The organism is Pseudoxanthomonas mexicana (genome assembly GCF_014397415.1).
Classification (GTDB): Bacteria; Pseudomonadota; Gammaproteobacteria; order Xanthomonadales; family Xanthomonadaceae; genus Pseudoxanthomonas_A; species Pseudoxanthomonas_A mexicana.
The window spans coordinates 634,647-660,248 of the sequence record NZ_CP060731.1; the positions used below are offsets into that span (position 1 = coordinate 634,647).

General features: G+C 63.7%; 8 protein-coding genes. 5 read left to right on the forward strand and 3 right to left on the reverse strand.

What is annotated here, in order from left to right; all coding sequences use genetic code 11:
* The first annotated feature begins 108 nt into the window (after positions 1–108).
* Entirely contained in the window at positions 109–1,197 is a 1,089-nt protein-coding gene (locus tag IAE60_RS03025) for an efflux RND transporter periplasmic adaptor subunit (RefSeq protein WP_187573814.1), read from the forward strand.
* The gene (locus tag IAE60_RS03030; protein ID WP_187573815.1) at positions 1,194–4,274 is read left to right on the forward strand and encodes an efflux RND transporter permease subunit; all 3,081 of its coding nucleotides are present in this window, start codon (positions 1,194–1,196) and stop codon (positions 4,272–4,274) included. The genes IAE60_RS03025 and IAE60_RS03030 overlap by 4 nt, the downstream gene beginning before the upstream one ends.
* Positions 4,275–5,277: 1,003 nt before the next feature.
* On the opposite strand, the gene IAE60_RS03035 is transcribed toward IAE60_RS03030, so the two are convergent.
* Positions 5,278–6,009, reverse strand: coding sequence for a hypothetical protein (locus IAE60_RS03035; protein WP_187573816.1), 732 nt, complete (start codon positions 6,007–6,009; stop codon positions 5,278–5,280).
* Between the two features lie 143 nt (positions 6,010–6,152).
* On the reverse strand, positions 6,153–10,010 hold the full coding sequence (locus IAE60_RS03040; protein WP_187573817.1) for a hypothetical protein: 3,858 nt from the start codon (positions 10,008–10,010) through the stop codon (positions 6,153–6,155).
* Positions 10,011–12,220: 2,210 nt separating this feature from the next.
* Here IAE60_RS03040 and IAE60_RS03045 point away from each other — a divergent pair.
* The 3 genes from IAE60_RS03045 to IAE60_RS03055 all read left to right on the forward strand — a co-directional run bounded on the left by IAE60_RS03045 (position 12,221) and on the right by IAE60_RS03055 (position 21,804).
* Positions 12,221–16,150, forward strand: a complete 3,930-nt coding sequence (locus IAE60_RS03045; RefSeq protein ID WP_187573818.1) for an OmpA family protein — start codon at positions 12,221–12,223, stop codon at positions 16,148–16,150.
* 574 nt (positions 16,151–16,724) lie between these two features.
* Positions 16,725–18,692 (forward strand): prealbumin-like fold domain-containing protein, encoded by a 1,968-nt coding sequence (locus IAE60_RS03050; RefSeq protein ID WP_187573819.1) that lies wholly within the window; start codon positions 16,725–16,727, stop codon positions 18,690–18,692.
* A gap of 433 nt (positions 18,693–19,125) precedes the next feature.
* A complete protein-coding gene (locus tag IAE60_RS03055; protein WP_187573820.1) occupies positions 19,126–21,804 on the forward strand; it encodes a serine/threonine-protein kinase in 2,679 nt (892 codons plus the stop codon).
* Positions 21,805–21,847: 43 nt separating this feature from the next.
* Here IAE60_RS03055 and IAE60_RS03060 read toward each other — a convergent pair whose 3' ends face one another.
* A complete protein-coding gene (locus tag IAE60_RS03060; protein ID WP_222937194.1) occupies positions 21,848–25,576 on the reverse strand; it encodes a hypothetical protein in 3,729 nt (1,242 codons plus the stop codon).
* Between the last annotated feature and the right edge of the window lie 26 nt (positions 25,577–25,602).

Consider the following 25,602-nt stretch of genomic DNA (forward strand, 5'->3'; position numbering starts at 1 on the left):
AGAATCAGGCCGCACCGATGGCCCCGCTGTTTTCATCCACAGCCACGCGTAAGCCCTTGGGCGCAGCGCAGTAGCAAGCACCACCCACCCCCACATCCTGGCTTCCCTATGCGCGCACCGATCCTGCGTTGGTCACTCCTGCTCGTTTCAGTGTCCCTGCTTGTTGCCTGTGGCGACAAAGAAGAAGCTCAAGCCGAGCCGTCCTCGGCCTTGACCGTTGCCCTGACCCCTGTCAAGACCTACGCCCTGGCACGCAGCGTGACCGTGTCTGGGCCGGTCTCGCCCTACGAGGAAATGCAACTGGGCGTTGAGCTCAGCGGTCAGCGCGTCACTGCCCTGAATGTGGATGTGGGCCAGCAGGTCAAGCAGGGCCAGGTGCTGCTCGAGCTGGACCACCGCACCTTGGATAGTTCGTTCGCGCAAGCCGAAGCGTCCACCCAAGAAGCCAACGCGGCCCTGACGCTGGCGCAAGCCCAACATGCCCGCGGCACGAAACTGGCCGCCGAGCAATTGATCAGCGCCGCGGATCTGGATCAGCTGCGCGCCACCGCCACCCAGGCCCAAGCCCAGCTCGCCACCGCCCGCGCATTGCGTGATGCTGCCAAATTGCAGCGCGACTTCGCCCAGTTGCGGGCGCCTGCCGATGGCGTGATTTCAAAGCGTCTGGTCCAGCCTGGCCAAGTGGTCTCGGCGGGCAGTGAACTGTTGCGCCTGATACGCGACGGACGCTTGGAATGGCGCGCCGAACTGCCGGAGAACCAACTGGCGCAGGTAGCCGTGGGCAATGAGATTGTCCTGGCTTATGCGGGACAGAACATCGCCGGCCGCGTTCGCGCCGTCACCCCCGGCATCGACGCGCAAACCCGCACGGGCACGGTCTATGCCGACCTGCCCTCGCCTGGCCCGCTCAAGCCAGGAACGTATGTCGAAGGCCGAATCCTGACCGGCGATGGCCAAGCCTTGATGGTGCCCAGCGCCGCCGTGGTCCAGCGCGATGGCCACAGCTATGTGTTCGTTACCCAGGACAAGCAAACCGTACAACGCCGGCGAGTGCGCACCGGTCAGACCACACAGGGACGCATCGAGATCGTGGACGGCCTGAAAGCCGGTGAGCAGGTGGTCTCCGAAGGGGCCGGCTTTCTGGGCGATGGCGATCGTGTGCGCGTGGTGGCCGGCAAGAAGGCCAGCACCCCATGAATATCTCCGTCTGGGCCATTCGTCGGCCACTGCCAGCGCTGATGGTGTTCTTTGTCCTGTGCGTCGCCGGTCTCTGGGGTTTTTATCAGTTGCCGGTGGCGCGCTTTCCGGACATTGCCTTCCCGATGACCACTGTGACGGTCACCCAGCCGGGCGCCTCATCCAGCCAATTGGAAACCGAGGTCACCCGCAAGGTCGAAGACTCGGTGGCCACCATCACCAACGTCAAGCGGGTGATGTCCACGGTCAGCGAGGGCATCAGTATTACCAGCATCGAGTTCGAGCTGGAAACCGATTTGGCCACGGCACTGGATGACACGCGCGATGCGGTCACCCGGATCCGTACCGATCTGCCGCAGGACATCCAGGAGCCGGTGATCTCCAAGGTCGATATCGGCGGCACGCTGATGACCTATGCCTTGGTCGCCCCACAGTTGACGGAAGACGAGGCCAGCTGGCTGGTGGACCGGGAGATTTCCCGCGCGATGTATGGCGTACATGGCGTGGCCCGGGTCACACGTATTGGCGGTGTCCAGCGCCAGGTGCGGGTAGATCTAGATCCCAATGCCCTGCTTGCCTTCGGGGTCACCGCCGGCGATGTCTCCCAGCAACTGGCGCAGATCCAGGTCGAGCGCGCCGGCGGCAAGGCCGAGCTCGATGGTGCCCTGCAGACCATTCGCACCTTGGGCACAGTAGCCAATGCCCAGGCCTTGCGCGATTACTCCATCAGCCTGCCCGATGGCCGCTCCGTCCGGCTCTCGGCCTTGGCCACCGTTACCGACGCGGCCGCTGATCCCACCGAAGCTGCCCTGCTGGACGGCAAGGATGTGGTGGCCTTCTCAATGTCGCGCACGCGCGGCTCCAGCGAGGTCAAGGTCGAAGAAGGGGTTCACCAAGCCTTGGATAAGCTCAAGAAGGCTCACCCCGGTGTGGACTTCCGTTTGGTCACCACCGCCATTGATGAGACCCACCGCTCCTACGATTCGTCGATGACGATGTTGTACGAGGGCGCCCTGTTGGCCTTGCTTGTGGTGTGGGCGTTCCTGCGTGACTGGCGTGCCACATGGGTATCGGCCTTGGCGTTGCCGCTGTCCATCATCCCGACGTTCGCAGTGATGTATGCGTTCGGTTTCACCCTCAACATGATCACCCTGCTCGCCCTGTCGGTGGTGGTCGGCGTGTTGGTCGATGATGCGATCGTGGAGATCGAGAACATCGTCCGCCACCTACGGATGGGCAAGTCACCAGAGGAAGCGGCCACGGAGGCCGCCGGCGAGATCGGCAATGCGGTCATTGCGACCTCGCTCACCTTGGCGGCCGTGTTTGTGCCCGTGGCCTTCATGCCGGGCATCGCCGGCAAGTTCTTCCGCGAATTCGGCTGGACCGCGGCCACAGCGGTGCTGTTCTCCCTGCTGGTGGCGCGCCTGCTCACGCCGATGATGGCCGCCTACTTGCTCAAGCCCCATGGCGAGGAGAAACCCGATTCCCGGCTCATGACCTGGTATCTGCGCTGGGTCGATGCGGCCTTGCGCCACCGTGCGCGCACGCTCTGGATCGCCACGGGCCTATTCGTCGCCTCGCTGGCGCTGATTCCCCTGATCCCCGCCACCTTCATTCCTCAGTCCGATCTGGGTCGCAGCAACCTGAGCCTAGAGCTGCCGCCTGGCACCCGGCTGGAAGAGACCGTGGCCGTGGCCGAGCGCGCACGGGCGTTGCTCAAAGACATGCCCGAGCTCAAGCAGGTCTATACCGCCGCAGGCAGCGTGCTGGATCTGGGCGATCCTTCCACCGTGGGCGTGGCCGATCCGCGCAAGGCCACCCTGGTGCTGGACTGGGGTCTGGCCGATGACCGAGACCGCGACCAGCGTGAGCTGGAGCGTGATGCACGTGCTCGATTGGCCGATATGCCCGGCGTGCGCGTGAGCTATGTCAGCTCCGAGCCGGGCAACCTGTTGCAGTTGGTGCTTTCCGGTGATGACCCCCAGCGTCTGCAGGAGGCTTCACTGGCGTTGGAGCGTGATCTGCGCGGTCTGTCCGGGCTGGGCAGCGTGACCTCATCAGCTTCGCTGCTGCGCCCTGAAATCCAGATCTTGCCTAACGCGGCACGCGCGGCCGACATGGGCGTGTCTACGGCTGCCATCGCTGAGGCTGCACGCATCGCGACAGCCGGTGATTACGAGCAGCGTTTGGCCAAGCTCAATCTACCCGATCGGCAGATCCCGATTCGAGTGGGCTTCTCGGAAGCCACGCTCGCCAACCCTGCCCTGATCGGTCAGCTGCGCGTGCCCGGCCGCTATGGTCCCGTGCCGCTGGCGGCCGTGGCCGACATCCAGATGGGCAGTGGTCCCTCGCAGCTCTCGCGCTACCAGCGTCAACGCAACGTGACGCTGACCGCTGAACTTAATGGACGTCCGTTGGGCGAGGTCATGGAGCAGGTCCAGCAGTTGCCCAGCGTCAAGCGCTTGCCGCCTGGAGTGAGCTTCCTCAACACCGGCGATGCCGAGGTCTTTGTCGAGTTGTTCGTGGGCTTCCTGCTGGCCATGGCCGCCGGCATCGTATGCATCTACATGGTGCTGCTGTTGCTGTTCAACCATGCCTTGATGCCCCTGACGATCTTGATTGCCGTGCCGCTGTGTGCCGGCGGCGCCTTTGGCGCGCTGCTGTTAACCCAGAACATGCTCTCGCTGCCTGCGCTGATCGGCTTGCTGATGCTGATCGGTATCGCGACCAAGAACTCCATTCTGCTGGTCGACTACGCGGTGATCGCCGAGGACGACCATGGACTGAGTCAGCATGACGCGCTGATCGACGCCTGCCGCAAGCGTGCACAACCCATTATCATGACTACGCTCGCGATGGGCGCCGGCATGATGCCGATCGCACTGGGCTTCGCCGGCGACTCCAGCTTCCGGGCCCCGATGGCCATTGCGGTCATTGGTGGCCTGGTTACCTCTACGCTCCTGAGCCTGATCGTCATCCCGGCAGCCTTTACCCTTATTGATGACATGGGCGAATGGCTTTCCCGGCGGCTCCGGGGACGCTCGTCTCACCGGCATTCTCAGACGCTGCGCAACTAGTACGAGGCACATCGTCAAAGTCAAATGAACTCGACTGTCCGCTTCCGGCCAGGAGCGGACATCGGAACGCCTGAGTTAAGCCGCGCCGCGAAGCGGCGTCGGCTTGAATGAGCTGTTAGATTTCAAGCTATGTACGGGCCACATCCATAGTGGTTCCACCACTCCCGCAGTTTGCCGGGAGGAATGGTTCCATTAAGTGCCTTGATAGAGCGAAGCTCATTGCAAAGGCATAGCTCCAACTTTGGCTCAGCCTCCCTCGGGTTTCTTACATTGCCAGCTTCTGGATCAATTGCTCTCTCGAACTCCCCCCAACATCTTTCGGCCCGTTGCCCAAGAAGGTCAAGGGTTCGCTCTGGAAGAAGGTTAGAGAGCGCGTATGCCTCTTCCCGAATTTCTGGTGATCGCAGTGATTCCGAGAGAACAGCTCGATAAGTTTCCCGAGTACGCCGATAGTCTCGCTCCTTCTGCCAGACACCCAACGCAGCCATCATGGCATTTATGCCAGCTATGATTGTGATTGGATCCATTGAGAACTCCCCTTTGAAATCTAACTACCTAATAGCCGGATCCCGGCGTCCGGTTATACGACTTGTCCACAGCGCACCGCATGGTGGGCTATCCCCTTGATACAGCTTGATCTTAGGGCCGCTGGGTCCGGCTAACAAGCCGACGTATAACCGAACCCAGGTGTGTTCTGGCAGAGGGTGCAGAAACTTTTGCTCGACCTTCGCTGGCGCAACCCTATGGGCTTCTCTGAACCCGTCTTTTCTTCGGCCAACTATCCCTGCCTCCCCATGTCCGCTTTGGAAACGGACATCGCGGCTGGCTCTGCAAGCAAGGACGGCATTGTTCGGGCCTCTTCTCTTTCCAAGCGCCAAGGCAAGTCATTCTGCTGGAGGCTGCTGGTGTCACACGCGTACGCACTGTCGCCTTGAAGCTCGATGACGCCGACAAGCTAGTAGGTGCTTCGATAAGCTTGTGTCCTCCATGACTCGCTTGCGACCTAATAGCTCAACGCCAGCTGGTCTTGCATCTGATATGTGTCTAACACCCACTGTCCATTGTCCCAATTGGCTTTTCCCGCCAGCTTCGCCCTAGCCCTTACCCAAGACCATGCATCCTCAATCGCCAGATTCCGAACGATGAAGTAGCGTCCGCCATCGATCTGAACCTCGCATCCCCGTGCATCGCCTCGACCCAGACCGGTTACCTCCCCATCCACCTTTCTCGATTGGCGGTCCTTGAGTGCTGGGAGAGCTGAGATAGCTCTAGGAGTGGGCGCTGGAAGCTTTTGAGCCGCACCACCGACGTGATCAACATCCACAAGAGCTCCCACAGCTGCGAGCTCTTTCGAAGCTTCAAGGATGGCCAGCATCCCTTTCGCTACGCCGCAGTCCGCCGCTGGTAGCGGTCGGGGACGTTCAGCGTTGAGCTCAAGACTAGCCACGCCCTTGCCAAGCTGCTCCAGCAACGGCTCAAGGCTTAGCTGCATTGAGTCAAGGTTCTTATTAGCGTAGACATCAGCATGATAGGCGCCCTTTGCGATGCGCACGTCTTCAATGAAAATGTCATCACCCATCGGGGCTTTCAACGAGGATACTAGTTGAGTAAACGCGTTCAAGACCTCTGGGGCTTCGAAGAAAGATCCAGCTTGAGCTGGAAGGAGCTTCTCTGAGCGCGCAGAAAGCGTTGCGATCAGTTCCCGCTCGTCCAAGGGAGTACCTTCACTCGTCATTGCATCGACCTCATGACCGGGGCCGGCGGTCGCCGACCGAGGACCGGCCAGCAACAATTAAATTGCATCCTCTATGTAACGAATACAGCTATGCGCCCGTGATTTACCCCCTCATATCGCGTATTCGTCGCAATTGCCTTTCCTTACGTCTGCCTACTGCGCGCCATCCGCTTCAGGCGCTCATCGGCAATCCACACCGTCGCCAGCGCCCAACGCAGGGCGGGCCAAGCACCATAGGCATTTCCTTTGCCAGCCTTGAACGTAAAGGTTCGAACACCGTAAGACTCTTGTTTTTCACCCAGTCGGACATTGGGCCAGAGTTCGTTGCACAGTGTGCGCAAGTCGTCCATGGCCGCTTGGTCGTAAAGCCGACAGCCTTCAGAGATTTGAGCTCCCCGAGAGACGCTGACCCAGTCGGCGGCGATCGACGCCAGTCGGGGATCCTCCCTCACGAGGCAGTTATCAATCGCCCCAGAGAGTCCCACAGGTCGGGCGACTGCGATGCTTCCGGACGCCCCGAGTGCGCCCAGCGTCCGAGCATTGAACGCGGCAAGCGCATCCACGACCGACTCGATCTGCCATTTCGTCGTGCCAAGGCTCTCAGCAATCCATGAGGTGTCTGTACTCTCCGCCAAGGCTCGCAGGATGCGGGCGACACTCGACCAAGACAGGTCACCTTTGTGTTTTCCCGCATGTGGCGGTTCTGGCAGGTCCATGCCCGATGATTGTGACGGCGATAGCCGCAGTAGTTTTGCGACATAAGGGCGCGACCCAAGCATGCCGGCTCGCCTTGCACCGTCGATTGTCTTGACGGAGAGGCCGCTTATGATTGCTGAGCCTGGTCTGTTGCCCACCGCCTGGAGTGAGCCATCCAGTGAAAGATATGCCCCTGGCTCGCTGAGATAACTTACCAGTGGCGTGACCATCAGCGCGTGCCCATTCAAGCGCATCGCCTGCGCCATGTCTCTCGCCCGGGCGTGAGGCCGCGTCATGACCGCTATGTGTCGCAACCTCACCTTCCGTTTGCGCAGCCAGTAGGTTCTCCCTCTCTGACGCTGGGTGCTCCATTTGATAAGGGATCCAATGCGATCGAAGATGGCCCTCAACTCATAACGGGTGCCAACAGGCTGTCCCGGAATCTGGAACATCGGAATGCTCGACCTGCTTTCGACGGGGGCTCCAACGCATGCCTTGGCATACCATCCTGCGAACCATGGCTCGTACTTTCGCCAAAGCTCGCCTTCCAATGGAATATAGCCAGCCGCGGTTGGCGTCTTGATGGATGCGAAGCGGCCTCTGGGGCTGAGCAGAATGTAGTCCTCGCTTGAACCGAGGACGACATCATCCAAGGTTAGTCCGTGAATAGATCGCGGACGAGCACCGGAGGCTTCTGCAAGAAGAGCGGCGGCCAGGCAGCACTCCGTGTACCGCCTTTCCGTGGGGTCAGCGTCGATCTGCTCGAGCGCAAGGACGTTGGCATAGAGTTCATCCAGCACACGAGACATCTCTGAGTCGCTGAGCATCGCAGGGTCGCCTGCTGGTATCTGCCGGCCATGTACTCGGTAAAGGAGATGCCAGGTTGGCTCTTTCACTTCGTAGCGCAATGCTGCGAATCGCAAGAATCGACGCAGTTCTTCCACCACCGGCTGGTGGCTGGAGCGCTTCGACCTGTTGAAGGCCGCGCTACACAGCGCTGTAACCTCATCTTGAGATAACCCTGTTAGTAGTTCGTCGGGCTCTACTTCTCTCAGAATCGGCTCGATTCGATGATAGGTCTTCCGTATGGTTGAAAGCGCTTGCCCTCCGGCACTGCGGGGGCCGCCCAGCCGAAGCAGGTGCCAGACATACTCCAGAAGGAGCCTACCCTTCGTCGGTTCGGTCCCCGCCCTTCCAAGTGCGTCTTCTACAAGCCTGCGGAGTTGTTGCCGGCGCTTGTTCGGCGGTTCCGCGGGTTGACCAAATATCGGCCCCGAGAAATCGTGATCAAAAGCGCGCATTACTTCCGCGATGTGGCGAAGTGGTCGATTTGCCGGGTTAGCACGCATGGGCAGCTTTGCCAGCGTCTCGTCCGAGATTTCATCCTCATTTGGGGATGGATCAGGCGTGGTGCGCTCATCAATGACGCCGATGGCACGCCCGCTGGGGACCGCTGCCGAAATTGCCGCGCCGCTGATCAACAGCCGCTCCGGTCCGTTGGCGAGAACTAGCTTGGCCGTATTCGCGGTCGCGATGAATCGCTGCAGAAGCTCTCGATTGGCGACGCCTGCGGCACGCAGTTCAGGGACCAGGTCTGCGATGAACGAGGCCAAGCGAGACCCTTGGCGCTGAGCCAGCGACTCTACCGCCTGCTTCCAGCCCGCCCTCTGGACAAGACGCGTCGCCAGAATGGCCGGATCCCCATAGAGCAATACATGACCTGTCCGAAATGGCACTCGGACGTTCCAGGCTTGGTTATTCGCATGCTCCATGCTGTCGAGCGATCTGAGTACGTCCAGGACTTCATCCCACGCACTGCATGTCGAGTGCATCAGGAGCGACAGCGCCGTCATCGCCGCCAGATCTGCTTCCTCATGTCCATCTGGACTGCCAGTCGCGAGCCGCTTGATCAAGGCAGCTTGCACTGCATCCATCTGTGCCACCGCCATACCCGAGCCCCGGAGAAACGGACTGCGGACCTGATGCCTGGACATAAAAGGCACTTGAGGAAGATGGACGCGGCAGTTGTATAGTTTGGCGGCCCGCAAGACTCCTTCCCGCAGAAGTCGGGCCGCCACATATCGCTCATCAGGTCCGTAGGGACTTTTTGCGAATGGCGCCAGAATGGCTTCCACATGGCGCCTGAGAATGTTCGGCTGGTCGTCTTCGCCTAGGCGAGCAGGGGTGATGATCAGACCGGAATTGGTCAAGGCCACCCCATAGTCCGGAACGACTCGTTCAACCTGTGTCCTCAAGGCTTCTCCGACCTTGAGCCTCAATCTGTCCATCGATTCGGACAGTGCCCCGTTGATAGCGGAGTATGCGCGAGCAGCTGTACGGTCGCTCTCCGCATGCTTCTCACTCCAGTCACAGAGCGGTGTCAGGGGAACAACCTCAGTTGAGCTTTCAGGCGGCGCTCCGCCCTCCCAACCACATTGGTCGAGCCATTTGTCCAACAGTGGCGCTACTTCATGCCCCAGCTTGTAGGCAGGATGCGGGGCAGAATCGGACGTCGCATGGTGAGCATGGGACAGCCAGCCCATCTGGAAGTATCTCAACTCGGGATCCGCTCGATCCTGTATCAGGAACTGGCATAGCCCATGCCGATGAACGTTGGGACGATCACCCCATAGCTGACTCAACGATGCCAATATTTCTCGAATTTTCGATGGGCCTTCTTGGCCAGCACTTGCTGGCAGCTCAAAGAGGGGTGAAGCACCGGTGAGCACTGCACTGGCGAATAGCCTTGCTGGCCTGCTGTTGCTTCTCTTCGCTATTCGTCTAAGTTCAGCAACATACCCTTCCAGTTCGCCGACGAATCGCCACCCCGTGCATACCAACCGTGTCGCATGTGATGGGTCGGCCTGCTTGTCGTGCGCTATGGCCAATGCATGCCTTGGGATGAAGTCGTAAAGCGTGAGCTCCAGCACGCTGTTGTTGGGTCGGTGACCGGTCGCCAGTAGAAAGTGGACAAGCAGCCGGTCACGCCGTCGCTGCCAGTCTTGGAGCAGCCGGTCTTCAGAGGGGCGGCCTTTGCCCCTGTAGGGATCTCCTGCCAGCTTGGACCAAACCTCGGCATAGGGAGGCTTGATCGGCCTCACCCTCGAGCCCAGCCAGTGATCTGCAGAACCCACCCATGCCCGCAGTCCAAGGCCTGAAAAGTTGTTTGCGGTCTCGACGGCTCGGGCGAGCTCAGCCGCAGGATGCGCACCATAGAAGGTTGCGGCAGTAGACAGTCCAAAGGTATCGCCGAAGGCTCGCTGGGCCGCATCTATGCCCAGCGAGCTGGCCAGATGGATCGCCAAGTACAGGCGATAAGCCGACTTGGCGGACTCCCGCACCCTACCTGGAAGGCTCCTCGCGTCACCACCCAGCAACAATGACTGTGAGCTATCAGGGTGCTTCTCTTCCCTAAGTCGGAGTAGCTGCTCAAGTAGATCCACGCATTGGCCTGACAGCGGGAAGATGATGTCGCCCCCCGTCGGGAGCCATCTCGCGTCACCCTCATGAGGCAGAAAGTAGTTTGGGGGCAGTCCCTCTGGGCGACGGAAGGCCTGAATGGCTAGATCAATGACAGGGACACCGCCATTCGCCCCCGGTCCAAAACCTGTCCGAAGTGCCTCACGAGTACTCAGTCCCACCTCAATTGCGAGCACCTCAAGAATGCTGAGCTCCGCCCCCAAGACATCCTTGGCTCGTAGCGCGACCTGCGCTCTGGTAAGCGCCAACTCCCAAGCTCGTTGCCGGAGCTCCGCTGGCAGTACGTTCTCTTGCGGCCTAAGCAGGTCGGGGGAGCTTTGCCGACTCATATATGCTGACCAGTCCATTGCGGACCTTAACTTGCTACCCCGGATCACCTGCTCTACGTCCACAGACGATCCGATGCAGTAGGGCCCTTCATCGGGATCGTCACCAAACTGATCGATTGGAGCTTCGGTGAGCGGACCCGGCAGGTGCAACGGGCTATCTACAAGCGCGTCCGGACTTGGCGCCCCTCGCTCATCGTGGGCGAACAGTGAGTGGCAATAGGCCTCCAGCTCACTCTTCCAGAGCGCATCAAAAGACTTGTGTCCGGTAATACCGAGGTCAGAGTCTTGAGAGCGAAGCCGCAGCATCTTCGCCAAGAGCAAGGAGGGTCCGGTGCAGTCGCCCAAAGTCTCGTTCAGCTTCGAATCGCCCCTGAGTCCACGAATCGCCTCAGTGAGCTCGAGAACCATTCTTTCGCGCCCACCGGACAAGTGGGCTTCAAGCACGAGCCAAGACAGCGTCCAGGCGATGCGATGCTTAGGCCGCTCGCGCAAGGACAAGAGAAAGGTGGCTAGCGGAAACTCCTCAGTACTGAGATCGCGACCGAGGGGGTTGTCGGAGGCCCGTTCGACGAGATCGCTCCCGTATCGCGCCGAATGAGCCAGGACACAAGGGAAGAGGTGTGCCTCCGCTGGAGCGTTTGCCAGCACGTTCCTGAGCCCTCGGCATAACGGGCCCTGCCAAGCCGGCAACGCAATAGGCAGTCTCATTGTGCAAGGCCAACTGACCAGCGCCTTGAAACTGGCTGAAGCGCCAGCCTGAGCGTCCATGCGTGCCACTACTCACCCACGACAACCTATGTGTGACACAAAATACCAGCGAAGCCCTCAACGTCAATGGACGCAGCGTGCCCTTTTGCATCACTGCATCCAACAAAGGCGATATTTATTTGCTTGCTTAATCAATAATTTAATGCATCGTGACGCATCTTATTTCTTTTTTAAATTCTTCTAAGTAGACTTTGGATAGTGGCTTCCGAAGCCAGGTCGGGGGTTCGAATCCCTCCAGGCGCGCCATTTCCCGACGCGGAACACATGAGGCCGGCCCTCTTGGCCCCACCTCGACGAGATTCCCGGGAGGCCCCGCTGACCAGCCGTTGGCATCGACAGCCGGTCGAGCGCCTTGGCAACCCGCGCGGTTGTGCTTCATTGCGGATCCCAGGCAGTCACTCAGGTGCACTCCACTTCCACCGTACGCCCCGGAACCGCGTCTTCCGCAGCCTGCATTACTGCGCATCAAGCTTCGGCCTTTCCCTTCCATGGATGTAATCGGTGGAGGGCGACGACACACATGCAAGCATCATCGAGGCGTGCCCGTCGCACTTCTGGACAAACGCCGTGAGTGTCCCTGCAGGGTGCGCACGCAGGCGATCAGGGAGTTTCAGCTGGAAGAGGCGGCGCACGCTTTTGAAGAGCGGAGGTCTCGCCAGCGTCTCGCATACGGAACTGATGTGACTTGACGACACGGCGTCCGCGTCCTGCTCGGAAGCGGACTGGAATATCCGATGAAACTCCTGCGCGAGCATGTTCCGCCGCGTCAATGTGAAAGCACTTCCCTCCCCGACCCTGCTGCATTAACGTCGTTAGCGAGGGGCGATGGACGCGATGCTCGGACCCGGGGGGGAGCTGGCATGTTCGACGTGCTTGATCGATGCCGTGCGGATTGCACACGAAAGCTGCGCCGGGCGGGACGCCTCCAGGTCTTGCTGATGTTGCTGGGATTGGCCGCCCTGTGCACATCGCCACCTGCAGCGGCGCAGGCATGTGGCTTCGCGCCGATCTACACGAACACCGGATCCGGTGTCACGGATGTGCCCAGCAACGCGGAGCAGCTCCAGTCATGGAGCCCGACAGGCACCCTCCTCAGTACGGTGCCGCTGGCCAACAACTACGGCGACATCGCCCTCGACCCGACCGGCAGTGTGCTTTATGCCATCGGATTCTCTTTCAACGAACCCTATGCGCGCCGCCTTTACCGCATCGATCCGGTCACGGGCGCAGAGCTTTCCTTCGTCTCCCTGACGGGGGACATCGTGACCGACAATGTCGTGGTGTTGAACAGCCTCGGCTTCCGTGGGGATGGCACGCTGTTGGTGGGTGGGGCCTTCGTCAGCGCGATCTATGTCATCGATCCGGTCACGGGTTCAACGAGCCGTTTTGGCGCTTCGTTCCCGGCGAACGTCACAGCGGCGGGTGACTTCGTGACGCTGCCGGACGGCGACCTGCTGGCATCGGGCCGCGACAATACGGGAGGTGCGTACTACCTGTATCGCATGAGAGCGGATGGCTCGGTGTTTCCAATTGGCGAGGTCCCGAGTACGTTCGGCGCCGCCATGTCCAGGGGCACTGTCTACCTGATCGGCGAAGCAGGCCAGATCCATCGCGTGGACGCGCTTCCCTCCTTGGCGACGACGGCCCCGTTGCCGATCACGACGATCGTGGACAGCGGGCAGTCGTTCTATGGCGCGACGTCCGCCCAGGATGCCGGCAGCAGGTGCGACCCTGCCGCGCTCACCCTGCGCAAGACCTGGGTCAATGCCGCCGTCAATGACGCTGTGGCCATCCAAGCGACGGTGGACGCAACAGTGGTCGATACCCTGAGCTCCACAGCCGACACCACCGACGAAACCGACACCGATGCAACTCCGATCACGGTGTATGGCGGCGACGTCATCACGTTCTCCGAAACGTTTGCCGTCGGCGATCCTGGTCAGTACGGCGGCAGCCTGACCTGTACCGGCAACCAGACCGCGGTGAGCGGCATGACGCTGACGGTCGCGAATGCCGATACGGACATCGTCTGTACTTACATCAATGCCCGGCCGTCGGTGACATACAGCAAGTCGGCCAGCACGAGCGGTCCGGTAGCGGTGGGCGACACCATCACCTACACGCTGACGACGGTGGTGGCGAACTCGCAGACCACCTCGATGACGACGCTGACCGACACGCTGGGCACGGGGCTGACCTTCGGTGCGGTGACCAATGCCGGTGCGTACACCTGCAACAGCACCAACCCGCTGGTGTGCACGCTGTCGGTGGGCACGGTGCCGGGCACCTACACGGTGACCTACACAGCCACGGTCAATGACCAGGCCGTGGGCACGGTGGACAACGCCGTGGTCGGCACCAACGCGGCCTGCACGACGAACTGCGGCACCAGCACGCCGGTGACGACGCCTGCGGTGAGCTACAGCAAGTCGGCCAGCACGACCGGTCCGGTGAGCGTGAACGACACGATCACCTACACGCTGACCACCACGGTGGTCAACGCGGTCACCACCAGCGACGTGGTGCTGACCGACACGCTGGGCACGGGCCTGACCTTCGGTGCGGTGACCAATGCCGGTGCGTACACCTGCAACAACACCAACCCGCTGGTGTGCACGCTGCCGGTGGGCACCGTGCCGGGCACCTTCACGGTGACCTACACCGCCACGGTCAATGACCAGGCCGTGGGCACGGTGGACAACGCCGTGGTCGGTACCGGTGATGATGCGCCCACCTGTGCCGGCACCTGCACCACGCAGACGCCGGTTGCCGCGCCCCGCGTGGTGGTCTCCAAGTCCTCCGACCCGGGCACCGGTGCCCAGGTGCAGGTGGGCCAGACGGTGCGCTACACGCTCACGGTGGAGATCAGTGCATCGGCCCTGCGCGAGGCCTTGGTCCTGGTCGATACACCCGATCGCGGCCTGACCCTGGGCGCGCTGCCCGCCGGCTGCACCTTCGACGGCACACGGCTGACCTGCCAGCTGCCGGCCGGTACGCCTGCCGGCGTGCACACGCTGACCTACGAGGCGATCGTGAACCCGAACGCCGGCCCCGTGGTGGGCAACCAGGTGAGCGCCACCGGTGGTGGTGGCGAGCTGCCGACCTGCACCACCTGCAGCACGGAGCATGAACTGGAAGCACCGCAGATCCGCCTGAGCAAGACGGCAGGCAGCCGCGAAGTCCGCATCGGCGATCTGGTGCGCTACACCCTGACGGTGGAGAACGTGGGCCGCGTGAACGTGGTCAACGCCAGCGTGGTGGACACGCCGGCGGCAGGCTTCAGCTACGTGGAAGGCTCCCTGCTGGCCAACGATGCCGATGCCATGGCGACGGTGTCTGGCGGCAACCCCCTGCGCTTCAGCGGGGTGGACGTGGCGGCAGGCGAGACTGCGACCCTGGTCTACGTGATGCGCGTGGGCGCCGGCGTACGTCCGGGCACCCACATCAACCAGGCCCAGGTGCGCTCGGCCACCGACGATCCGGTGTCCAACGTGGCCACGGCCGAGGTCGTGCTGACCGCCGATCCGCTGCTGGACGACAGCCTGGTGTTCGGCACGGTGTTCAACGACCGTGACGGCGACGGCTGGCAGGACAGTGCCGCGCTCAGTGGGGTGAAGGTGCAGGGCGGCTTCGCGCCGACGGCCTACATCGCCAACTCCACCACGGTGGATCGCGGTGCAGGTCCCCAGCCGGAGCCCGATGCGAGCTCGCCGTTGCTGCACGGCATCGCCGTGGGCGCGATCAGTGGCCGTCAGTCGGTGGCCGATCCGGTCCAGGACCATGAGGTGGTGATCCGCCAGCGTCTGAACGAGCTGAGCTTCACCGACGACTTCGTGCTGACCAGCAACCAAGGGGTCACGGTGCGCATGGATGCGGCAGGCAATACCCGGGTCGAGCAGTCCGGTGAAGCGGCCAAGGGCCTGACCGCGGCAACGCCCACGGTCGAGCGCCGGGTGGCCCAGTCCGAGGGCGGTTATGTGGTGGATTACGTCATCCGCAACACCGGTATCGATGAGCGCGGCATCCCCGGCGTGCGCATCGCCTCGGTGGAAGGCCTGCTGATCGAGACCGACCAGTACGGGCGCTACCACCTGGCAGGTGTATCGGGCGGTCCGTGGGAGCGCGGTCGCAACTTCATCCTGAAGGTCGACCCGTCCACGCTGCCGGCCGGTGCGCAGTTCACCACCGACAATCCGCTGCTGCGTCGGGTCACCCCCGGCGTGCCGGTCCGCTTCGACTGGGGCGTCAAGCTTCCCGAGCAGGTGATCGAGGGCGGCACCGAGCAGGTGGAACTGGAGATGGGCGAGGTCTTCTTCGCCCCCGGCAGCGCGGAGGTGCGCGAGAAGTACCTGCCGGTGATCGAGGCCATGGCGGCCAAGGTGCGCCAGTACCAGGGCGGGGACGTGGTCATCCAGGCCAACGGCGACAGCCAGGGCCTGGCCTTCGAGCGCGCGAACGCGGTCAAGGCCGCCTTGCTGGACAAGCTCGATGCCGCCTCTGCCAAGGGCCTGATGGTCAGCGCCCGCGGCAGCGTCGACGATCCGTCTTCGATGATCGTGGGCGTGGACGAAGGCGGCGCGCTGCTGGGCACGGTGCTGTTCGATACCGACAAGTCCAACATCCGGCCCGAGTTCGCGCCGCTGCTGGACAAGGTGGCCGCGGCGCTGGAAAAGATGGGCGGCGGCAGCATCGCCATCGTCGGCCATACCGACGTGCGGGCCTCGCACGCCTACAACCTCGCCCTGGGCATGCGTCGTGCCAAGGCGGTCTATGAAGCGCTGGCCCAACGCCTGAGTCCGCAGGTGCGTGCCAACGTTCGCGTCGAAGCCAGCAACGACCCGACAGCCCCTGTCGGCGTACGCAAGTGAGGGGGGGCCGGGTCATGAACAAGCGCATGAAAATGAAACTGCTGGACTACACGTTGATCAGCGCGAAGACCTGCGCCTCCGGTGGCATGTCCTGAACGAATACCGCTGGCTCGTGTTGGTCGATCGCGGTACCCGACAGGACGTGCTGGTGGGTGCGCATCACGACCTGAGCAAGAAGCCGTCGCGAAGGCACGGGAAGGTAGTCGGGATAGACCCTGCAAGATAGGGAAGGCGATCCTCCTGCCCCATCGCAGTCATCCCCCGTGCTGACCGTGCGTGTTCGTTGCGCCAGCCAAGCCACGATGCACGGGAACCGCCCCCGATGGCGGCGAAGAAGCATGGCATCACGCGCAGCCTTCCCGAGACACGCCACCTGGCGGATACCGGGCCGTGCGATGTCCTCCCGGTCATCGCTAATGCGAACTGGACTGGATAGCGCGATGGCGCGGAAGGCGACGCAAGCCTCACCGTTATCGGTCCGCTTGGGTGTGCAGCGACGTGCCGGTATAGTCCGAACCGAAGGTTCCCCACTGCGCCTGCATCGCCATTTCAAGAATGACTGGTCGAGGGATCCATGAAGCGTTCAAAGGTAATTTGTGTTTCGTTGCTGGCGGCATTGGGTGCGGGGCTCTCGTTTCCGGCGAGTGCGCAGTTCAAGGTCAATGCGTCCTTCCGCAACAGCACTGAGCCAGGCTGGACCTTCTCGGGCAACGACAACGTCGGCAACAACGACAGCGGCATCCTCACGGGCGGTTACGGTCTGATCGCCGACGGCAACAACACCAATGACGCCGTGGGCAATGGCTGGCTGCGGCTGTCGACGGACCTGGCCAGCCAGGTCGGCAGTGCACGCTATACCGGTGGCTCGTTCCCCTCCACTCAGGGCGTGATCGTCGAGTTCGATTACGTCATCTGGAGTGGCACGGGCGCTGACGGCATCAGCTTCTATCTGTACGACGCCAACGACACGATGGCCGGCGCCATCCCCGGTGCCGGGCTGGGCTACTGCAACGGCGCTGGCGGCTACCTGGGCATCGGTTTGGACGAGTTCGGCAACTTCTCGGGACAATTGCCCGGCGTGTTTGGCGGCTGCTCCGCTCTCAGCGGAAGTCCCGGGTCGGCGGCCGACCGTGTGGTCGTCCGAGGCCCGCTCAGCGCCAACAACGTCTATGTGGGTGGCGCGGCGGCACCCGGAGGCATCGACGTGCCCTTCACCGCAGTCCGCCCGGCTGCGGACCGGGCGCGCGTGCTGCTGATACCCAACGGCTCGGGCGGTTATCGCGTCACCGTGGGGCTCGGCCAGAATGGCGGTGCGATCACCAACGTACTGAACAACCTCAACTTTCCCTATACCGCACCCGCAAACCTCCGCATGGGCTTCGGCGGCTCCACCGGCGGGCTGAACAACATCCACGAGGTGCGGGGCGTGGTGACGTCCACGCCAGCGAACATCGTGGTGACCAAGACCGCTGCGTCGGCGACCAATTACCTGCGCGGCCTGCCGATGACCTACACGGTGACCGTCACCAACGCCGACATCAATCCGGTGGACCCGGGCAACCAGGCTCCCACCATCGACGGGGCCAATGCGGCCGATATCGTCGACACCCTTCCTGCGCAGATCGCCAATGCGACATGGACGTGCACCGCGACGGCGGGATCTACCTGTCCCGCGGCGAGCGGCAGCGGAAATCTTTCCTTCGCCGGCGGATACACGATGGCGCCGGGCGGCGTACTGACCTTCACCATCACCGGTACCGTGGCCACGACCTCCACCTGCGGCGCCACGGTCAGCAACACGGCCAGCGCCGACTTCTCCGCCACGGACGGCTTTGCCGACATCGACCCGTCCAACAACAGCGCCAGCGCGACGTTCACGGTGCAGTGCCCGTCGTTGACCGTGAGCAAGGCGTCAGTGGATGGCGTCGGCACGTTCGGCTTCACCGGCACCAACGGCATCCAGTCGCACAGCATCACCACCAGCACGGCCGGTACGGCCGTGGCGGGCGCGACTCAGACCCTGACGGCGGCAGGCGTGGCGACGACCATCACCGAGGCTGTGCCGCCCGCTCCGTTCGAACTGCGCTCCGTCGTCTGCACGGGCCTGGGCACCGGCGGCACCGCAACGGTCGACCTCGCCACGCGATCGGTGACACTGGATGCGCAAGCCACCAGCACGGCTGGGCCGATCTCGTGCACCTTCACCAACGAGACCCGCAAGACGGACCTGAGCGTGGTGAAGACGGCTTCGCCAACCTCGGCGATAAGCGGCAGCATCGTGGACTTTTCCCTTACGGTGACGAACAACGGACCGCTCGACGCGCCCAACGTGCTGCTCAGCGACACTCCCGGGGCCGGACTCGATTGCCTCTCGCCCAGCAGTACTGCGGCTTGCACCGCTTCCGGGGGCGCAAGCTGTCCTTCGCCCACCGTTGCGGTGAGCACACTGCTGGGGGGAGGCATCACCATTCCCACACTGCCGGTCGGGGGGCAGGTCGTGGTCACGCTGCGCTGCACGGTGACCGCAACCGGGCTGCCTTGACAGGACTTCGGGCGCTGGCTGGCGGCGCCCCCCGGGGGGCGCTTGGCCATGGTGCGTCCCGGCAATGGCGCACGGCGCTGGCACGGATCGCGTAGCGGCATACGTCTGGGGCCAGGATGGCCCCGGCTGAAACCCGTCAGCCGACGTCCCTGGCCTCTTCACCGTGCCATGCGCATGACTGCGTGGCCGCTTGATATCTTCACCAGCGGCGGCCCATCCGTCGATCTCCCCTGAAGTGCCTGGACGGTGCGACCGCAGGGATCATCCGCATTTCGCAGGTCCGCCGATAGGCAAGCCGCCCGTCGTACCCATGCGCCTGGCGCCGGTAGACGGCACGTTCCTCCGTTAGCAGCATACCCATGCAGCACCGGTGAACTCCCGACCCCGATGCACGGTAGTCTGTAGCCTGCGCGTATCCGAACAACCGTCTTCAATGTCCGATCTTGAGGCCCGTGCGCTCGACCTGTTCGACGAGTACGTCGAACTGACGCCACGGCGACGTGCGGACGCCCTCGCCGCACTGCGGGTGCGGGAGCCTGCGCTTCACGACGCCCTGCGAAGGCTGCTGCAGGCCGATGCGGCCTCGTATCCGCTCGAGGGCGGGGCGCTCGATGCGCTGTATGCCGAGCACGCCAGAAGTGACGGCGACGGGATCGATCCCGCGTCCCTCGCCCGCGTAGGCACCATGCTGGGGCCCTGGCACATCGACCGCGTGCTGGCGCAGGGAGGCATGGGCACGGTCTACGAGGCCAGTCGCGCCGATGGCCAGTACGAGAAGAAGGTCGCACTGAAGTGCATCCGTGCGGAAATGTCGTCTCCTATCCTGGTGGACGCGTTCATGCGCGAACGCAACCACCTGGCGAAGCTCGACCATCCCAACATCGCCCCTTTGCTGGATGGCGGCGTGGAAGGGGACGGACGTCCGTGGTTCGCGATGCGCCTGGTCCAGGGCGTCTCGGTCGATCAATGGGCCGATCAGCAGCGATTGGAGCTGGGCTCGCGGATCAGCCTGCTTCTTCAAGCCTGCCGCGCACTCCAGTACGCCCATGCCCACGGCGTGCTGCATCAGGACATCAAACCCGGCAACCTGCTGGTCTCGCCGGATGGCGTGGTCCACCTGGTCGACTTCGGCCTGTCCACGCTGATGAGCGGGCGCGAAGGCGACACCGCAGCGCCCATTGCGGTGTCGAATGGTTACACCGCCCCCGAACTGCTGACAGGGGGCGCGGCCTCGGTCGCGGCCGACGTGCACGCGATCGGGGTAGTGCTCTACCAGTTGCTGGTGGATGCATGGCCCCGCCCGCTGCAGCCACTGCACACCCAGCTGAGCGGCATCGGGACAGGCTCCGCGCAAGCGCCCTCGCTGCTGGCCGCCACGGCCCTTCCGCAGGTCGCCTACCTTAGGCGATGTCGCGATACCCGCCTGCTGCGCAGGAAGCTCCAGGGCGACCTGGATGCCATTGCATTGAAATGCGTCGCCTTGGCGCCGGGTGACCGCTATGCCAGCGTCGGCGCCCTGATCGAGGATCTGGAGCATTGGCTGGCGCGGCGTCCCGTGGGGGCGCGTGGCGCAGGGCGTGCGTATGTCCTGGGACGCTTCTTCCAGAGGAACGCACTCGCCACGCTGTTCGCCGGCAGCGTGATGCTTTCGCTGGCTGCAGCGGCGGGCGCATTCGCGTGGTTCCACTGGCGCGGCCAGCAGGAAGCCCGCGACATGCAGCTGGTTTCCACCATGTTCGAGCAGACCCTCGGCGCGGCCACGCTCTCCGGCCTGGCCGAAGCGCGCCCATCGTCGCGCCAACTGCTCGAGAAGACCGAAGCGCACCTGCGTGCGCTGCCGCCACAGTCGAGCCCGGTGATCCGGGCGCGTGCGCTGACCTCCCTGGCGCGCAGCTATGCCGTGCTGGGCGACTACGCACACGCACTTGCGCTCGCTTCCCAGGCCAACCGGCTGCTGACAGACAGCCCTGCGCACCAGTCCGAGACACAGGCCACCTTGGCCACCCTGCTCAATCTCCAGGCGCGCCATGCCGAAGCGCGCGATGTCGCCACCCAAAGCCTCCGCCAGTCGACATCCGCCCGTCCCACCGCGGATATCACCACGCTCAATCTACTGACGGAGCTGGCGCGCGCCCATTGGGGACTGTCGGAGCACGATGCCGCATTCAATGCCCTGGGGTTCGCGCAGAATGTGGCAGCAGGTCTGCCGTCACAACCGGCACTCGATACGCAGGTCGAACTGTCGATCCTGCGTGCCCAGTGGCACCTGCAGCTGATGGATCTTGCCGAGGCCGGGCGCGAACTCGATGCCGCGACCGCATTGGCCCGGGAGGCTTCTCCATCACTGGCCGACAATGTCAACGAAGCGCGGTTGTCGCTGTTGCTGCTGAAAGAGGACGATGGCCAGGCTAGGCAGGTGGCTGAAGCGCTCCTTGCATCGCGTCGCCAGCGACTGGGCCCTGGGCATCCCGACACCGCACGCAGCAGCCGCCTGAGATTGGAGGTGCTGGAAAGACAAGGGCGCGCCGCCGGCATTCCGCCCACGGTCCTGCGTGAAACGCGTGAGGCCATCGTCACCGCATACGGCAAAGCGCATCCGGAGTACGCGCGCCAGTTGCTGCTGGAGGCGCGCCTTCAGCGCCCACATGACGTATCGAAGAGCGTCAGCCTGTCGGGCGAGGCAGTACAGCTGCTGGAACGCATCCTGGGCCCCCGGCATCCCACTACGCTCGCAGCCAAGGAGGAACAGGCCGAGGTCCTGATCCAACTCGCGTCTGCCCAATCCGGACCCTCCCGGGAGGCGTCGTTGACGCACGCGATCAGCATGCTGCAGGAGGTGGTGCACGCGACCAGGCAGCGCCAGCAGCCTTCCCCAATGGCCAAGTACCTGCTGGCGCAAGCGCTGATCCTGCGCGCGGCAGCCGGCACGCCCGACGCTGCGACGGACCAGCGGCGCGCAGAGGCCTTGTTGCAGGATGGGTTGGTGGAAGCCAGCCGCCAGTTGGGCCCGCGCCATGCGGTGACGGTGCGGATCCGGAACGCCTTGGTCGGGAATTTCCTGCCCGCATCCCGCTCCGACCAGGCGCGCGTACCTGACGCAGCACGGCGATGAACCGGATGCGAAGGCGCGGCTGGCGCCTCCGCATCCGGTAGGTTCAGTAGGTTCCCACCAGGTTGAGGAACCAGCCCCTGTGGTCGTAGTCGAAGTCGGTCAGATCGTCGCTGAAATCGGTGAAGTTGTAGCCCACGCCGATGCGGAAGTTCTTGTTCAGGTCGCGGTCGACACCCACCAGGAGGCCCTGCTTGGTACCCCCATCCCTGACATCGAGCCAGCGGTATTCGGCCAGCGCATGCCATTGGGTACGCAGGTCGTAGCGCACCTGCGCCGCGGCAAAGGTGGTGGCCGAATCCAGCCACACGCCGGTCCCGCGGCCCATACGCACTTCGCCCTCGCGACGGGCCAGCTTGCCTGCGAATTCCCAGTGCTGGTCCAGCTTGTACACGCCTTCCAAAGAAAGGATCTGCGACTTCTGGTCGTACTCGGCCCCGCCCAGCTGGCCCAGCGTGGCCAGATCGTACAGGTAGGTATAGCGACCGAACACGCCCCACCGCTGGTTGTCCCAGGGCCGGTAGGCGAATCCGACATTGCCCTCGATGAACTTCGCGCCGGCCAGCGGGTTGAGCTGGTCGTCGGTGTCGGCGTAGTTCAGCCGCGCGGCGATGCGCCAGCTCTCGTTGATCTTGTGCGTCAGGCGGTTGGTGCTGACCCACTGCTCGCGCTGTTCGGCGCCGGAGTCTTCGCGCCACTCCAGCTTGCTCTGCCAGTCGGTGTCCGGCGAGGTGCGCCCGCCGGAGACGCTGATCGCGCGGCGGTCGACGTTGCCGCCGGCCGTGTTGGTCAGCTCGCCGTTGGACAGCGTGAAGCCCAGGTTCCAGCCCTGCGCCGGATAGAAGTCCATGCCGAAGGTATGCGCCAGACCGGACTGGTTGGGCTCCTTCAGGAACTGGCTCTCGTTGTACAGGTTGACCTGGTTGGACAGCCGCCAGCGCTGGCCCAGCGTCCAGCCGTTCTGGGCGTTGCGCGTGAACAGCGAGTCGTATTCCGTGGTGTCGGTGGAGTACGTGTAGGCGCCATACACCGAGTGCTCGGGTGTCAGGCGGTGCTCGGCATTGAGGCTGGCCGCCTGACCGCGGTCGCCCGTGGTCACTTCGGCCCCGACCGAGGAGTTGTCCCCGTACAGGTACTTGCCGCCCAGCGTGAGCGCGTCGTTGTCGGCGTACTGACCCCCGTCATCATCGAGGGTGAACTGGGCCAGCCCGTACAGTTCCAGCGTGCTGCCGAAGCGTTGCAGGTACTTCACCGCACCCAGCGTGCCGGCCGCATCGAGGGAGGCGCCTTCGGTGTCCACACGCCGGACCTCGGCACTGAACGTACGGGCGTCATCGACACGCCATTCCAGCGTGGCCTGGGCCTGCGTCAGCGACTCGATGCCGCTCTCGGCACGGGTGTAGCGCGCGTACACGCCGAGGTTGGGTGTGAACTGGCCCTGCACTTCAGCGCCGTACTCGGTGATGGCCCGGCCGGTGTCGTAGCGCGAGATCGAGTAGCCGGCGCTGGTATTGCGCCACCAGGCGCCCATGCTCCAGTCCAGCTCGGTCCAGCCCAGCTCCTTGAAGTTGGCGCGTGCCTCCAGCGACTTGGCTTCGCCTTCGCGGCGCAGGCCGGTGTCGTTCTGCTGGATGAAGCTCAGGCCGCCGTTGTCGGAGAAGAACACCGGCGCACCGAAGGACTCGGTCTGGGCGTACTCGGCTTTGAGATAGGTGCCCTTGCCAGCCTGCAGGGTCAGGTCGCCCGCCGCGAGCGTGTAGTCCTCACCGGCGCGGTTCTCCTGCACGTAGGTGGCGCCCACCCCCACGTGGTCGCCGAACCAGTGCTTGCCGCGCAGGCCGGCACTGACGTCGTCGGCATCGAAGCCGGAGGGCACCCACTCGTAGTCCACCAGCAGGCGCTGCTCCAGGCCGTCCAGCGGCGCATCGCGGGTGAGCGTGGGGATGTTCTCGCGGGTGATCTGCGCCAGCGGACGGGTCAGCAGGATGCGGCCCTGCAGTTCGTCGATCTCGTAGTCCGCGCCCCGCTGCAGCACCACGCGGTTCTCCACGCGGCCGGTGGTCAGGTCGCGGATCTCCAGGGTCACGATGTCCGAACCCGGGAGCAGATCGGTATGTCGCAGGTAGTACAGGCTGCCGCCCGTGCCGATGAACTCGTTGTGGCCCGGCGCGGTCTCGGCCTGCGAACCGAACACGCGCAGTTCGGTACCAGGATCGCCCCAGCGGTTGGTGGCGAGCGAACGCCAGTTCAGCGCCGCGCCGTACAGCGAACGCTGGTACTGCGCGTACTCGGTCCCGGCGATGCCCGTGCTGTAGTTGCCCCACAGCGCCTGGTTCTTGTCCCAGTCCACCCGCAGGTAGAACCGGCCCATCGTGTCCACGTCGCGGTAGGTGGTGGAGTCGTCGCCGTAGACGGGGTAGTACAGATCCGGATCCAGGCGGCGGAACACATCCTGCGGATCGGCCTGGGTGAAGCCGTTGAACAGCCGGTCCAGATCCCGTTCGGTCGTATCGGCCTGCGCCGTGACCAGATACTTGCCGCGCAGCTTGGCCTTGCCGTAGAACGCCAGCCGGCCATCGCTGATCACATCGTCCTGATAGCGCGTGTCGTTGGCGAAGGCCGCGCCGGAACCACTGGTCTTGTTCTGCGCGATGGTGACGTCGGCCAGGCCCACGCCGAAGAAGTAGCGCCCGGTGACGTCCACCTCCAGCGTATGGGACGCTGTCGCGCCGCCAGCGGCCTGACCACCTCCCAGACCGATCTGGAACTGGTGGTGGCCCACCGGCACCAGATACTCGGCCACGAACTTGCGTTCCTGGTCCAGCGGATAGTTCTCGCCGTTGATCGTCAGCGAGGCAGAGGCGGGGATGCTGCGGCCCTGGATGCGGATGCGCGATCCGTACATCGGGATGTTCTGCTGGCGCAGCCCGTTGCCGGAGAACACGCTCTCCACTAGGCTCTGCGTCTGGGCCTGCTCGGCGCTGAGCGAGGCGCCCTGTGCGCGTTCGATATGGGTGCGCAGCTGGTTGATGCCGCGCTCCGCCTCTTCGGGCGAGACCAGTTGCAACGTACGCGGATGGGTCTCATCGAACGCACCGTCCTTTCCGTAGGCGCGCAGCACGTAGACCAGTTCGTCGCCCTTGCGGAACCGATACCGGTCCGGCAGCGCGCCATCCCATGACGTGCTCGACACCGCCGCCACCTCGATCGGCACCGAGGCGATCGGCTCGATCAGGTCGCCATCGCTGCTGCGGTACAGCGTGATCTCCATCCGCTCGATGAAGGCCGGATAGTTGCCGCGCACATAGAACTGCACCGGGCGGGCGATCCTCTGCCCGTCGAACGGCACCATCGAGGGCGCCGAGACCGACAGTTCGGCCTGGCCCAGGGTGGGGTCTTCGGTGGCCCAGATGACGCCACCACCGGGCAGGTCGATTGAGAACTTGCCCATCGCCGTGGCCTTGCCCGGCTGCTCCATCGCCACGGTGACGCGGCGGTCCGGCTGCAGGGCTTCAGAGCTCGAGGCGCGGTCGGTCCCCTGCGTCACCGGCTTGTCGTAGCTGCGGGTACGCAGCCGGAACAGCAGGCCTTCTTCGCCCGTGCAGCGTTCACCGTCGCAGTCCACGGCCGTGGCCGTACCGTCCACGCGATCCTGCTGTGCCTGCGAGGGCACTTGCGATGGCGTGCGCGACGGCGCAGCCGTCTGTGCGCCGGCCAGCGGCGCCGTGCCGGCCAGCAGGCTGATCAACGTGTAGTCCAGCAGTTTCATTTTCATGCGCTTGTTCATGACCCGGCCCCCCC